Annotated in this window: 11 protein-coding genes; 7 read left to right on the forward strand and 4 right to left on the reverse strand. The window is 46.3% G+C overall.

Annotation, left to right across the window (positions count from 1 at the left end):
* Positions 1 to 180 precede the first annotated feature (180 nt).
* On the reverse strand, positions 181 to 1,224 hold the full coding sequence (gene xerA, locus H9628_RS10400; protein ID WP_251834080.1) for a site-specific tyrosine recombinase/integron integrase: 1,044 nt from the start codon (positions 1,222 to 1,224) through the stop codon (positions 181 to 183).
* Between the two features lie 333 nt (positions 1,225 to 1,557).
* Here xerA and H9628_RS10405 point away from each other — a divergent pair, with 333 nt between their 5' ends.
* Positions 1,558 to 2,274 carry a hypothetical protein gene (locus H9628_RS10405; RefSeq protein WP_251834081.1) on the forward strand — a complete coding sequence of 239 codons (717 nt, stop codon included), beginning with the start codon at positions 1,558 to 1,560 and terminating at the stop codon, positions 2,272 to 2,274.
* Positions 2,275 to 2,304: 30 nt separating this feature from the next.
* On the opposite strand, the gene H9628_RS10410 is transcribed toward H9628_RS10405, so the two are convergent.
* A complete protein-coding gene (locus H9628_RS10410; protein ID WP_251834082.1) occupies positions 2,305 to 3,330 on the reverse strand; it encodes a WD40/YVTN/BNR-like repeat-containing protein in 1,026 nt (341 codons plus the stop codon).
* Between the two features lie 217 nt (positions 3,331 to 3,547).
* Positions 3,548 to 5,224, reverse strand: a complete 1,677-nt coding sequence (locus H9628_RS10415) for an amino acid permease (protein ID WP_251834083.1) — start codon at positions 5,222 to 5,224, stop codon at positions 3,548 to 3,550.
* A 233-nt stretch (positions 5,225 to 5,457) separates the two neighbouring features.
* Here H9628_RS10415 and pnuC point away from each other — a divergent pair, with 233 nt between their 5' ends.
* The 5 genes from pnuC to H9628_RS10440 all read left to right on the forward strand — a co-directional run bounded on the left by pnuC (position 5,458) and on the right by H9628_RS10440 (position 11,278).
* On the forward strand, positions 5,458 to 6,114 hold the full coding sequence (gene pnuC, locus H9628_RS10420) for a nicotinamide riboside transporter PnuC (RefSeq protein WP_251834084.1): 657 nt from the start codon (positions 5,458 to 5,460) through the stop codon (positions 6,112 to 6,114).
* A 16-nt stretch (positions 6,115 to 6,130) separates the two neighbouring features.
* Positions 6,131 to 6,727, forward strand: a complete 597-nt coding sequence (locus H9628_RS10425; protein ID WP_251834085.1) for a hypothetical protein — start codon at positions 6,131 to 6,133, stop codon at positions 6,725 to 6,727.
* 105 nt (positions 6,728 to 6,832) lie between these two features.
* Positions 6,833 to 7,600: a diaminopimelate epimerase gene (dapF, locus tag H9628_RS10430; protein WP_251834086.1), complete on the forward strand. Its 768-nt coding sequence runs from the start codon at positions 6,833 to 6,835 to the stop codon at positions 7,598 to 7,600.
* A 14-nt stretch (positions 7,601 to 7,614) separates the two neighbouring features.
* A complete protein-coding gene (gene mltG, locus H9628_RS10435; protein WP_251834087.1) occupies positions 7,615 to 8,649 on the forward strand; it encodes an endolytic transglycosylase MltG in 1,035 nt (344 codons plus the stop codon).
* Between the two features lie 103 nt (positions 8,650 to 8,752).
* Entirely contained in the window at positions 8,753 to 11,278 is a 2,526-nt protein-coding gene (locus tag H9628_RS10440; protein WP_251834088.1) for a TonB-dependent receptor domain-containing protein, read from the forward strand.
* A gap of 108 nt (positions 11,279 to 11,386) precedes the next feature.
* Here H9628_RS10440 and galE read toward each other — a convergent pair whose 3' ends face one another.
* Positions 11,387 to 12,403, reverse strand: a complete 1,017-nt coding sequence (galE, locus tag H9628_RS10445) for a UDP-glucose 4-epimerase GalE (protein WP_251834089.1) — start codon at positions 12,401 to 12,403, stop codon at positions 11,387 to 11,389.
* A gap of 170 nt (positions 12,404 to 12,573) precedes the next feature.
* Between galE and H9628_RS10450 the strand changes: the two genes are divergently transcribed.
* Entirely contained in the window at positions 12,574 to 13,806 is a 1,233-nt protein-coding gene (locus H9628_RS10450; protein ID WP_251834090.1) for a YaiO family outer membrane beta-barrel protein, read from the forward strand.
* Positions 13,807 to 13,985: the final 179 nt, after the last annotated feature.

A 13,985-nucleotide genomic window follows, 5' to 3' on the forward strand; every position in this document is an offset into this window, starting at 1 on the left:
AAAAAGCCCGGATTTCCAATGCTGAATTAATTACAAAAACGGATTTTGGACCGGCGGAAGGTAGTATGGGCGGTAACTCGCTTATATGTATCACTAAGTTATACAAAGCCAACATACACGCGGCGTATAGGTATAAAAAAACAATACATTATTCGTTTGATAAAAATAGAGAAAAAACACTTACAAATCATCAAACGGACTTTTTATTTGCTGCAGACTTTTCATACTCACGTGCGTATAAATCTCGGTGGTCCTGCTGCTGCTGTGTCCCAGCAGTTCCTGGATATACCGCAGATCAGTGCCGCTCTCCAACAGATGCGTAGCGTAGCTGTGCCGAAGCCAGTGCAGTGTCACAGGTTTAGTGACCTTTGCTTTTTCCAAAGCCAGTTTCAAAACGCGCTGCAGACTTTGCTCACTGTATTGTTCTCCCGAACGTTGCCCCTCAAAAAGCCACGTTTGTGGCCGGTACGCTATGTAATATTGCCGCAGCAGATCCAGTACTTTAGCCGAAAGCGGCGTAATTCTGTCTTTGCGGCCTTTAGATTGCCTGATGAGTACCACGTTCCTCTGCGAATCTATATCCTCTGGTTTCAGGTGAAGCAGCTCACTCCGCCTCAATCCGCAGCTGTAGATAAGGCACAGCATCGTTTTATGCTTGATGTTATAGTGAGCCTCCAGGATATTTTTCACCTCTTCTTTACTCAAAACGTTCGGTAATGTTTTAGGCTTCTTGGGGCGGTCAATTTTATCGGTTTCAATCTGTGTATCAAGCACCGTCCTGAAATACAGTTTTATCGCATTGGTCACCTGATTCTGGTAAGACGCCGAGAGATTTTTCTTCAGGATATAATCATTATTAAAGTCGAGCACATCGGCGTTCGTCAGTGCACCAACCTCTTTCTTGCGGTAATATACCAGAAAAACTCTTAAGGCCTGTTTATAGGTATCGATGGTGCTCGCACTGTACCGTTTGGCAGAAAGCCAGCGGCCGAATTTCACCAGATGCTCCTGCCCTTCTGCTGAGGGCTCAGTGTCCTGTTTTGGGATCAGCTTAAATCTTTCCCTGTTCTCCGCCGTATCCGGCAGATGCCAATATTTTTTCTGAGGATTCCAGCGGGCATCATCAAGCAGCTTGATTCTTCGGATCAGTTCCGCATCCCGTTCGAATTCTACAGCGATACGGTCAGTATGATGATGTTTGATCAGTCTGGCTTTCCATCTCATGGCATACAGAATTGTCTGATTAAAGGTAAATAAAGTCAGGAAATATATGCCCAGAAGTCTGAAAATTGTGGATGAATGCCCGGGCGGCTGCCGAAAGTCCGTTTTTGGTACCTGTCCCTTGCTTCAATCCTCGGCGCATCCCTTAATTTCCTTCGGGCTATCTGCAATATAAGTCCAATATAAGTGCAATATTTATGCAATAAATTATTAGAGATTCAATGCGGAAACAATGCTTTAATGTTGTATCTTTAACGGACGGAACCCATTGAAGGTCAGGAAGAAAATGATTTGCAGCGAGGTTCATAAAACGTTAACCTTATACGCTGGATTGATATGGCAAATATAAAGAAAAACGGGAATCTGAGTGGGGCAATTGGCAATATTGTTTTTGTAAATGACGGCGACCGCGTGTTTGCCCGCGCCATAACCAACCGAGTGAAACAGTCTCAGCGCACCAAAGATTCTTCCCGGACGTTTGGCCTCGTCAGCAACCGCGAAAAAATCTTCCGCCTCCGCTTATTGCATGAGATGGGCATCCCCGCCCTGCAATATTTTGCTGCCCGCCACCGCGCCCGGATACGGAAAACACTGACAGCGCAGAGCAGCGGCACCAGCACAGACAATCCCACGTTCAGCAATCCGCAGGCACTTGCCGGCTTCAGTTTTAATCCAAAAACTGAATGGCAGAGCTGCACCAATTTTTTCCCCGAGTTCGTCATACAGTCCGTCTCTGAAATGAAGGTTATCCTACCCGAAATTAAATGGAAAGAACAAATCATGCCACCCAAAAACAGCACTTCCGGCAGACTCACCCTCCTTGCCCTGACGGTAGATCTGAACAGTACCTCCGTTCCGTTAAACATAATGTCAAGACTTGAGCTCGATATAAGTGAAGGCTCGTCTGCACCCGGGCAGGAATGGACTTTCCCCGCCGGTCTGTCTGCCGGCTGGCTTTTAATCGCAGCCTGTCTGAAATTTAAATCTAAGAATGAGCTTGATGCCACGCAGCAGTTTGCCGCAACATACTTGTGGGCAGGCCTGACTGGTTAGGGAAGTACATGATTTTTTAAGAAAACCGCACTAAATGAGTCTCATTTTCACGATCCTGTTTTTGCCGGCTAAAACCACGGTGTTGCGATCGATCCATTCACAGATATACAGTCCTTTTTCCTCCGAAACCGTGGTCCACGTTTTCCCGGAATCATTTGAAAACTCAATGTTCCGGTCCCCTACCGCGAGAATTTCCCGGCCTTTTGATCCGGGTCTGAATTTCACGCAGGTCTTGTAACCGCCATTTTTTCCAGAAGCCTGAATCTGCCAGGTCTTACCACCGTCATGCGTCGTGGCGATATTGTTGATGTTTTCTGTCTGTTTCGTGTAATCTCCCCCCACCGCGATTCCGAATTTTTCATCATAAAAGTCGATTGAATAGATACCCTGCGAAGATGTGCCCTGAATGAAGGGTGTTTCGAAAGCTTGCCACTTCGTAGGCTTATTCCACTGAAATGTGAAAATACGCGCTCTGGACCCACCGCTGGCAATCCACACCCGGCTGCCTTTCATCGCGATATTAGAATTGCTGGCAGCGAAATGCGCCTCGCCCGGAAAGTAGGTAGGGAAATCTATTTTTGCAACGCCGGACTGGTAATTTCCTACAGGCAGCAATATGATCGGATTAGCACGTCCGTTCTCATCAGGATCGCTTATCGCCAGTCCGCGGTGATGACGGTCATACATAAAAGCATCAAAAAATGCCGACTTCTTTCGGTCGGTCATAAAAAGCGATACCTTTAAGGTCTTTTTGTGAATTTTAAATAAATACGCCGGACTCAGGATATTGATCAGTTCAAAATGTTTGCTGCTTTGGGCTAATGTGCGGAACTCCAGTTTCTCATCGGCCACCCGAATCTGTTTCCGGTCAGCCGTATCTCTCAGGCTCACGTAGCCAAATTTAGAATCGGTGCCGGCATACCAAACCTTTCCGCCGTAGATCTGCAGCGCACGGATTGAGATGTTGTCTTTTAATAAAGTTTCAAACGCCACGGTCTGCCCATACAGATAACTGGACATGAAGATGATGATTAAAAACTGCAACTTACCCCTCACTTTATCTTAATTTTTAATAAATATTTCGCTCCACTCCGTTTTTGTCATCGCGCGCACTAAAGCAAACCCGTCTGCAATAACTTTGTCATTGCGATCCGCCGCGGCGGAGAAGCAAACCCGTTTGCAAAGCAAACGCACTCAACAACTCAATTACTTAACAACTCAAACACTCAATCACTCACTCACAAAAAAGCCCCACAAAACGCAGGGCCCTCATTTACTTTTTAAATTTAAAATAATAGTATCCGTACAGAACGGCGTGAACCACGATCATAAAGACCGAGAACATAATCAGACCGCTGTCATCGGTTTCCGCATTCTGATGATGCAGGTAGGCCAAAACTGCCAGCGTCACGGTGAGCCCGAAACCGGAAATAGCCGTTACCGTATAGTTTTTCGGGCTGTCTGTAGTGTTATTGGCCTTGCCAAGGAAAGAGTTTTTGATCCCGCGGAACAGGTACACATCAAGGCCGATCATCATCCAGCAAACCAAACGGATCCAGGTGTCAAACGGCAGGAACGCCATCATCCCGAAACATACGAGAATACCCAGAACCGGAACCAGCGGCACCAAAGGCGTACGGAACGCACGTGGTGCATCGGGCTGGGTTTTTCTGAGGACAAGTACGCCCACACACACGAGGATGAATGCGAACAGCGTACCGATACTGGTCATCTCACCCACTACTCTGCCCGGAATGAAGGCGGCGAACAGACTCACGAAAACCAGGAAGAAAAGGTTGGATTTCCAGGGTGTGCGGTATTTCGGATGAACTTCGCTGAAAACTTTCGGCAGCAGACCGTCTTTACTCATCGAGTAGAAAACGCGGCTCTGGCCCATAAGCATCACAAGAATTACGGACGCATAACCTAAAAGGATTGCCAGAATGATCGATGTATTCAGCCACGGATAGGCAGGAACTACTGCTCCGTTCACTACCTCGCCCATCGCATCGATCGCGATAGCTACCGGTGCCAAATGGTCTGAACCGCCTCCGGCGGTGAAAGCTTTGTAATGTACAACACCTACCATCACATAAGCGAAGATGATATAGAGTACTGTACAGATCAGCAGTGATCCCATAATACCGATCGGCATTGCTTTCTTCGGATTTTTAGTTTCCTGCGCAGCCGTAGAAACCGCGTCGAAGCCTATATAGGCGAAGAAGACGACCGCCGCGGCCCTTATGATTCCGGACCAGCCGTACTCGCCAAACTTACCTGTGTTTTCAGGGATAAGCGGGGTAAGGTTTTCAGGCTTTACATATTTAAATCCTACAATGATGAAGATAAGTACAATGGCTACTTTCAGGACCACGATTGCACCGTTTACGCCTGCAGATTCGCTGGTGCCTTTGATCAGGATCAGCGACATGACCAGCACGATGAAGATGGCAGGCAGGTTGATGATGCCGCTCGCTCCGCTCGCAGTGATGTCAAACGGGGTGGTCATCAGTGTTTCGGGTAAAGCGACGCCGAAGGAATGGAAAAACTTCCCGAGGTATCCACTCCAGCTCGATGCCACGGTTGCAGCGCCCACCGCATATTCAAGAACCAGATCCCAGCCGATGATCCACGCGATGAATTCGCCCATGGTGGCGTAAGAGTACGTATAGGCACTTCCCGCTACCGGGATCATCGAGGCAAACTCAGCATAGCACAGACCCGCAAAAGCACAGCCCAGGGCCGCGATAATGAAGGAAATCATGATGCCGGGCCCGGCGTAGTTCGCCGCAGCCATTCCTGTGATTGAGAATAGGCCGGCACCGATGATAGCGCCGATGCCTAAGGCTACAAGTGAGAGTGAGGATAAGGTTTTCTTCAGCCCGTGCTCAGATTCATCGGCTTCCGCCATGAGCTGGTTGAGAGGTTTTGTTCTCCAGAGATTCGACATTTTTTCGTTTTTAAGATTTCCAAAAATATAAAAATTTGCCAATGATTAACTGTTTTCCGACACTTTCTTTTCCGATAAAATTTATAAAACAGCTAAATTTCTGAATATCATAACGAATTGTTGAATTTAGACCTGTGTATATCCTGATGCACTTTAAAAGGAAACCGTTTGAATGTTTCCATTTAGCAGCTCCCCGGTCACTCTTTTTTTGTTCATTTATCTATCTTTGACCCATGGATCTGCATACGCTGTTTATAAAGCCTTACGAATCTTACCATACCTACCAGATCATCCTGGAATTCACCGCCACTTTCTTCGGGCTGCTGAGTGTGTATTTCTCGATCCGCAAAAACATCTGGGTCTACCCTACGGGTATTGTTTCCACCGTACTGTATGTGTATATTTTATTTAAATTCGGCCTGCTGGGCGACATGCTGATCAACTTCTATTACACGGTGATGAGCGTATATGGCTGGGTTTTATGGGCCAGAAGTTCCGATGATCACGTCCATGTCGAGGTTTCGCGCACCACCAGACGCGAATGGCTGCTATGCAGCCTCCTGTTTGTCATCAGTCTGATATTGGTCACCGCAGTTTATTACTACAAACCTTTACTTGACACCCAACTTTCTGCCGAAAAAGTAATCTTAGGACTAGACCACCTCGACTGGGCCAACTGGTTGGATGTCTTCACCACTGCAATTTTCCTCGTCGGGATGTGGCTGATGGCAAAAAGACGGATTGAAAACTGGATTTTCTGGATCGTTGGAGACCTCATATGCATACCCATGATGCTGCATAAAGGCCTGGGTATTACTTCGGTACAGTATTTGGTTTTTACGGTAATGGCCATCATCGGGTATCGGGAATGGTACAGAAGTTTAAAATAATTTAATTTAAAATAAAATGAAAAATTCAATAAAAATAGTAGCGATGATAATCGGTTTCGCAGGCCTCACTTCCTGCGTGGCCTATCAGGATGGCTACGCAGACAACAGCAGGTATGGTGACCCGTACTACAGTAACGGATATTATTACGCGCCTTCGTCCTATTATGGTTCCGGCGGATATTACGGAAACGACGGTTACTACTACCGCGACAACATGAATTATTATTATGATAATGGCGTTCCCTATTATGTAGGCCGAAACAACACGAAAATCTATGTAGTAAGACAAGCCGGAGCGGGAAACAGCGGAAATACAAACTCTGCTACATTCAGAAACAGCGGAACGGTGCAGAGCTCACCGGCAGCTAATGTCCGGACACGTAACACAGCGAACCAGGGCTTTAGAGCGCCAAACAGTGCAAGCCAAACTACTGCACGCAAAGAAAGTCTTCGCGCCACTACCACGACACGCACACAGACTCCCGCTCAGGCGGCACAAAGCCAGCGCGGTTTCCGAAACACTGCTCCGCAAACGCAGTCTGCACCTGCAGCTCCCGTAATCAGGGAATCGGCAAAGCAGAACTTACCGGCCGGCACGCGTGGTTCGCGGTAAACTATAATTTAGAAACAAAGGGTTGAAGTTTTCGGCCCTTTTTTTGTGCGTACAGCACATTTTAAAACGTAATTTTGCAGCCCTCAAAAAAACTTTAATACTGCTATGGAATTCTACAAATACCAGGGAACCGGCAACGATTTTGTGATGATCGACAACCGTAATCTTCAGTTTCCGAAAAACAAAGCACTGGTAGCAAAACTCTGCGACAGGCGATTCGGGATCGGTGGTGACGGACTCATCTTACTCGAAAATCACGAAACCGCAGATTTCAAAATGGTCTATTTCAATTCAGACGGCAGCGAGAGTACCATGTGCGGAAACGGCGGCCGCTGCATCGTGGCCTTTGCTGAATTTCTCGGAATCATCGCGGGCCGGACAACATTTGAAGCCATCGACGGCACACACGAAGCCTATATCCGGAATGGTATTGTAAAACTTAAAATGATTGATGTTGACAGGATCTATGAAGCTGCTGACGGTCACACCCTCAATACCGGTTCGCCTCATCTGGTGAGCTGGATAAGCGATCTTCAGAACTTCGATGTCTATAATAATGGTAACAAAATCCGGAATTCTGCGACTTACAGCAGGGAAGGAATCAACGTAAACTTTGCCGAACAGATTTCCGAAAATGAAATCGCGGTCCGCACCTATGAACGTGGGGTTGAAGATGAGACTTTCAGCTGCGGTACGGGCGCCACGGCGGCGGCACTTACTTTTTTAAAAGACAAAGACGCCAGTGAAGTGAAAGTAATGGTTTTGGGTGGAAACCTGAAGGTGTACGCCGGGAGAGATGGCGATTCATTTAAAAATATTTGGCTCGAAGGCCCGGCAGAACAGGTTTTTAAAGGTGAGATAACGGTACAATAAAATTCAGACAATACATGAAAAGCGGAACTAAAATTCTGTCATCTGTGATGGTAATAATCCTGTTAATCGGGAGTGTCATCGGTTTCAGATATTATCAGAAACTGTATGGAAATAACGTAAAGGAAGAAGGCTTCGTACTGATACCTCATTCGGCAGGTTTCGAAAGCATCATGGATTCGCTCGCCCCGCATCTGCAGGATGCTGAGCAGTTCAAAGAGGTCGCTTTAGACAAAAACCTTAATAATTTCTTTAAAGCCGGCCGGTACAAAATAGAAAAAGGCGCGAGCAATACCGACCTTGTGAATATGATCAAAGCCGGAAACCAGACGGAAGACACTTTCCGCATCATTGATTTCGGCGATGTGTACCAGATGGTAGGCCGCGTAAGCCGCAAAACCGAGTTGGATTCTCTGCGTTTCGCGAAAGATCTCGATAAAATAGCGCAAGAAAAAGGCTACCGTGATGCCGAAGACCTTAAGAAATATTTCTTCATCGATACCTACAACTTTTTCTGGACCGTGACCCCTCAGGAATTCTTCGATAAATTTGACGGAATTTACAGGGATTTCTGGACCGCCGAACGCATAGCCAAAGAAAAAGCCAGCGGACTTACCCGAAACCAAATCTACGCGCTGGCCTCCATCGTGTACAAAGAATCGGGTGGCAGACCGGACGAGCAGAAGACTATTGCCGGACTATATCTGAACCGTTACCGCAAAGGAATGAAACTGCAGAGTGACCCCACCGTGATCTATGCAATCAATAAAGAAAGCAATTTCACCACGCCGATAAAAAGAGTGCTCTACAAACATCTTTCGCATCCTTCACCATACAACACCTACGCAAATGCCGGAATTCCGCCGGGCCCAATATGCATCACAGATAAAAATTCGGTGGATGCGGTGCTGAACGCGGAAAAGAACAGCTATATTTTCATGGCCGCGGATCCCGACAGACCTGGCCTGCACCGTTTCACCGCCAGCGATGTGGAACATGAAAAAAATGCAAAAGATTATCAGCGCTGGCTCGATAGCCGGGATATCAGATAATCAGCATACTAGCGCATAGAGGTTCTGTATTAACAAAATTTTAAACAAGCATTTATTTAACTATTGCCCTGAAAAGGCATCAGTACTATTGTAAACTATTATTATGACAAACAAGATTGAGATTTCATCAATGATCCGCCGAAAGACCCTCGGTTTAACTTTTGTGCTTGGCGCGGCCAGCCTTGCATTTGCACAGCAGAAAGTAAATGTTTCGGGAATCATCGCCGACCGCCAAAACGCCGCGGTGCCTTATGCTTCGGTAACCTTCAGCCACAAGACGAATAAAATGTTCAGCGACGCGGCACTTACCGACGAAAAAGGAGCCTACAGCCTTGCACTGGTACCCGGAACTTATGATATCACCATTGAAGCGATAGACTATAAGAAATCTGTACTGACAAAAGAAATCACTGCCGCCGGAAATTTGGGTGTACTTACCATTGAAGCGGAATCTTCTGCGACAAACGGCAGAACACAGGATATACAGGGTGTGGTAATAACCGCCGCAGCCGTAAAACCTTACCGTGTAGAACTCGATAAGAAAGTCTATGATCCTTCCACCGACATTATCAGCAAAGGCGGAAACCTGCAGGATGTGCTCACCAATGTACCCTCGGTTTCCGTGGAAACAGACGGTACCGTATCTATGCGTGGCAATAGCAACGTAAGATTTTTAATTAATGGCAAGCCCTCCGCGTTGTTGGGTATCGACAGCGGCGCAAATGCCCTGCAGTCTATCCCGGCAGACCAGATTGAAAGAATCGAGGTGATTACCAACCCATCCTCAAAATTTGAAGCCAGCGGAACCGCAGGTATCTTAAATATCATCCTGAAGAAAACCAAAGGAATGGGCTTCAACGGCAGCGTAACCGGAAGTCTCGGTTGGTTGCCAAGTACAAACCTGAACACGAACCTCAGCTGGAAAAAAGGCAGCTGGACCTGGTTCTTGAACGGTGGCGGCGGATACCGCGAAAGTGAAGGCCGAAATGACAATGATACACGCTACTTCGATCCTACATCCGGTGCTACGACGTATTTCTTTGAGCAGAACTCATTAAATAAAAGTCAGAACAAAAACTATAACGCTAACGCAGGTTTCACCGTTGATCTTTCAGAGAAAACAGCTTTTAACCTATCGGGTATGATTCGTGGTTTCCAAAGCGAAAACCAGAATACCATCGACAATACCAATTTCAACGCAGCGCGGGTCTTCCAGTATTTTACGCAGACAGACGCACTGGGTAACAGCCGCAACCTATCCCTGCAGGGGGATTTAGGTTTGGATCATAAGTTTAATGATGCCGGCCACAACCTCTACCTATCATTAAGTCTTCAGAAAAGCGACAATAAAAACAATGAAGATTCCCGCGAGTATGCTGACAACGTGTTTGTGAACGGTTCTACAGGAGACAGCAAGACCGTCAACAAATCTGTAATCGGAAAGGTTGATTATGAACTTCCGGTTGGCGAGGCTTCAAAGATTGAAGCAGGTTACCGGATAGATCACAACAACAATGATTACAGTTTCTTGAATACATTGACTGACGATGATCTGATTTATCAGACTGCGGCAGATTATAGCGGAAACACAGTGTACAGCGAAACGATAAACGCCGTATATGCTCAGTTTAAAAGCAAGATCGACAAGCTGGGATACCAGATTGGTTTGCGTGCCGAAAATTCTGATATCGGCATTGATTACCTGAGTCTGAACGGCGATAAAACTTCAAGAACGGATAAAAACTACACCGGTTTCTTCCCAAGTGTATTCTTAAGTTACGATCTGGGAAGTACCAACGACCAGCTTTTATTGAACTATTCACGCCGGATCAACCGTCCGCGTTCATGGTTCCTGATTCCCTACCCAACCTCTTTGGCTAACCGCCAGAACCGTTTCCAGGGTAATCCGGATCTGAATCCTGAATATATCGATTCATTCGAATTGGGTTACGCGATTCAGAAGAAAAAATTCACGATCAATCCAACGCTTTACTACCGCGCAACACAGGATGAAACGCAGTTTGTAGTAACCAGCGAGGCGCCGGGTTCAAATGTATTGATTACGCGTCCGTACAACGTAGGAAGTGAGACGCAGTATGGTTTGGATTTAAATCTAACAGCTGATTTACTTCCGTGGTGGAAAGTGATGGCAAGTGCCGATCTGTTCGGTTACAAATCTGAGGGCGAATACTTCAATGCCGCCACAATGGTCGCGCCACAGTCTTTTGAGGGCGACGGCTTCTCAACACGTTTCAGACTTACGAACAGCTTCAAGGTTGACAAAACTTTCAGCATGCAGGTTCAGGGCTTCTACAGAGGAGGTGAAAAGACTGCTTCAAACGTGACCAAGCCAATGTACGTACTGAACTTCGGTGCAAACAAAACAATCTGGAAAGGCAACGGAACCGTAGCCTTCAACATTCAGGATATCTTCGGAACGCGTGGCCGTGAGGTCACCAGCTTCGGTAATGATTTCGAAAGAGAATCACTGATGCGCTGGAATCCAAGGTCCTTTAACCTGTCACTTACCTACCGCTTCAAGCAGGGTGAAAAAGTGGATCAGCCAAAACGCAAAAAAGACATCAACAGTAATTCCTCAGGCGACGATGAACCGCAGGGACCAATGTAGTGTCCTGATTCCAACAAAAAACAAATCCTGAAATTAATTTTTCAGGATTTATTTTTATAATGACATCTCACATCTCACATCTCCCATCTAACATCTCACATCTCACATCTACCCTCTGCTCTCCAGATACTTCTGCCATTCCCACGTTGTGCGTAGCGCTTCTTCGAGCGTAGTATCGGCTTTCCAGCCCAACTCGCGTTCCGCTTTATCGGCGTTGGCGTAAGCAATCGTGATGTCACCTGCCCTTCTTTCGCAGATTTGGTAGGGAACAGCAACATTATTTGCGCGTTCGTACGCTTCCACAACCTCAAGAACGGATGAACCTCTGCCGGTCCCGAGGTTGAAGATATCGATGACGGTTTCTTCATCTGAGGCCATAAGCTTCTGCAAAGCTTTCACGTGGGCTTTCGCCAGATCTACCACGTATATATAGTCGCGGATGGCAGTGCCGTCTTCGGTTGGGTAGTCATTTCCCCAAATATTGAGTTTCTCACGGATGCCCGCTGCAGTTTGCGTTACGTACGGCACCAGATTGTTCGGTACACCGATCGGTAATTCACCCAGCAGCGCGCTCGGATGTGCACCAATCGGGTTGAAGTATCTTAGCAGCGCAATTTTTTTATGGTGTGCAACGGCAAAATCCTTAAGTATCTCTTCGCCCATTTGCTTGGTTTTGCCGTAAGACGATTCGGGAGTTTTAAGCGGCGTACTTTCCTCAATCGGCATTTGGTCGGCCTGCCCGTATACGGTACATGACGAACTGAAGATGAAATTGGAGATATTTCTCTGTTTAAATTCCTGCAGGATGTTGATGAGCGAGAACAGATTGTTCTCATAATAATCAAGCGGTTTTTCCTGGCTCTCACCTACGGCTTTGAAGGCCGCGAAATTAATGCAGCCTGTAATATCAAATGCATCAAAAACCTGCGCCAGCAGTTCCTTACGCTTCAGGTCGAAAGGAAAGAAATAGGGTCTTTTGCCCGTCACTTCCTCAATATTGTCTAATATGAATTTTTCCGAATTGGAAAGGTCATCCACGATGACGACTTCAAAATTATTGTTCAAAAGTTCCACAACGGTGTGAGAACCGATATAGCCGAGGCCGCCTGTAACGAGAATTGCCATAAATAGGTATTTCCGCAAATATACAAAAACGCGGGTGCAGAAAGGCACGCCGACACAAACGGACGCCGTGTGATCCCAAATATTAAAGTTGAGCACGAATCTGTGAAAGAAATCTTCAATATATTTGCACACCAGTTCTATCAATCGTTATTCGCTATTCACAGCTATCTATGAGAAAAATATTGTTATCGTTCATCTTTATACTTTTATACACCGCCCTGTCAGCGCAGGAACTTTCGTCCGACGAATTGTTTACCAGGGCGCGGAATGAAGCTTTTGAAAACAAAAACTATCCGGCAGCGGTCGAGCTTGCAAAACAGGCGCTAAATCAGTCACCTGATTATACTGATATTTCCATCTTTTTGGGTAGGCTCTACACGTGGGACAAGAATGTGGCGGCGGCGCGTGAGGTTTTTCAGGGTTTAGAGCAGAAAGAAGTTAGGGACGAAGATTTCTACCTGGCTTATGCGTCACTCGAATACTGGAATGATAATTATGCGAAAGCACTCGAAATTCTGGAGAAAGGACTTCAATATAATCCAAAATCTGAAGCATTATGGATGCTGAAAGCGAAGATCCACAACAGTGCGGATCAATTTGACGCTTCACAGACCGCAATCACCAAAATTCTTGAATTTAACCCGGAAAATGCCGAAGCGAGGGCCATGTTGATTCAGCTGCAGAGCCTCACCGCAAAAAACTCCGTGGGTATTTCTTACGGATTCACGCATTTTGATACACAGTTCGATCAGGACTGGCACACGGCCGGCCTAAGCTATAAGCGTGCGACAAAGCTGGGTTCAGTTATCCTCAAAGGCAATTACGCGTATAAATTCGGTGAAAGCGGCACGCAGGTCGAACTTGAAGCCTATCCGAGGATTTCACCGACCTTCTATCTATATCTGGGTGCCGGATTTTCAGGTGACGTAGGTATTTTTCCTAAATACAGAACGGGTGCATCGCTGAATGCAAACCTACCAAAAAGCTTTGAAGCCGAAATCGGTTACCGTCAGCTTTATTTCAGCGAAAATATCTTGCTGTACACCGCGGCAATCGGTAAATATTATAAGAACTGGTGGTTCAACCTGCGTACCTACATCACGCCGGACAGCAGCAACATTTCGCACTCTTACACGGCTACGGCGCGTTATTATACCAAAGGTGCTCAGGATTATTTCTCGGTACAGGCCGGAACCGGTATCAGTCCGGATGATAACAGGAACAACCTGCTGAATGATGACACCTATAAGCTGAAGACCTTCAAGCTTGGCGCCGATTATAATTTTTCGGTAAAGAAGACCAACCTGTTTTCGGTAGGTGCTACCTGGTTCAACCAGGAGTACCGGCCGGAAACCAGAGGAAATCAACTTGATGTTTCTTTAGGTTACACGAAACTGTTCTAACCAAGAAATACCGGACGATTTGTTCTTTTTACTTACTTCAATATATCTGCTGAAGATTTGCGTTCTCGCGATACACATGTAAATAAAGCCACAGATAGGAATGCGTTTTGTAATTAATTTAAACAAGTAAATTCCAAATAGTGATGACGCCGGCGACGTTGGTTCACTACGGTATTATT

The sequence above is a fragment of the Kaistella pullorum genome (assembly GCF_014837035.1).
GTDB lineage: Bacteria > Bacteroidota > Bacteroidia > Flavobacteriales > Weeksellaceae > Kaistella > Kaistella rhinocerotis.

What these genes read in the sequence shown, in the direction of transcription:
- pnuC (WP_251834084.1), top strand. Translation starts at nt 5,458, where the DNA reads ATGGATCTGCATACGCTGTTTATAAAGCCTTACGAATCTTACCATACC.
- H9628_RS10405 (WP_251834081.1), top strand. Translation starts at nt 1,558, where the DNA reads ATGGCAAATATAAAGAAAAACGGGAATCTGAGTGGGGCAATTGGCAAT.
- galE (WP_251834089.1), bottom strand. Translation starts at nt 12,403, where the DNA reads ATGGCAATTCTCGTTACAGGCGGCCTCGGCTATATCGGTTCTCACACC.
- xerA (WP_251834080.1), bottom strand. Translation starts at nt 1,224, where the DNA reads ATGAGATGGAAAGCCAGACTGATCAAACATCATCATACTGACCGTATC.
- H9628_RS10450 (WP_251834090.1), top strand. Translation starts at nt 12,574, where the DNA reads ATGAGAAAAATATTGTTATCGTTCATCTTTATACTTTTATACACCGCC.
- H9628_RS10425 (WP_251834085.1), top strand. Translation starts at nt 6,131, where the DNA reads ATGAAAAATTCAATAAAAATAGTAGCGATGATAATCGGTTTCGCAGGC.
- H9628_RS10440 (WP_251834088.1), top strand. Translation starts at nt 8,753, where the DNA reads ATGACAAACAAGATTGAGATTTCATCAATGATCCGCCGAAAGACCCTC.
- dapF (WP_251834086.1), top strand. Translation starts at nt 6,833, where the DNA reads ATGGAATTCTACAAATACCAGGGAACCGGCAACGATTTTGTGATGATC.
- H9628_RS10415 (WP_251834083.1), bottom strand. Translation starts at nt 5,224, where the DNA reads ATGTCGAATCTCTGGAGAACAAAACCTCTCAACCAGCTCATGGCGGAA.
- mltG (WP_251834087.1), top strand. Translation starts at nt 7,615, where the DNA reads ATGAAAAGCGGAACTAAAATTCTGTCATCTGTGATGGTAATAATCCTG.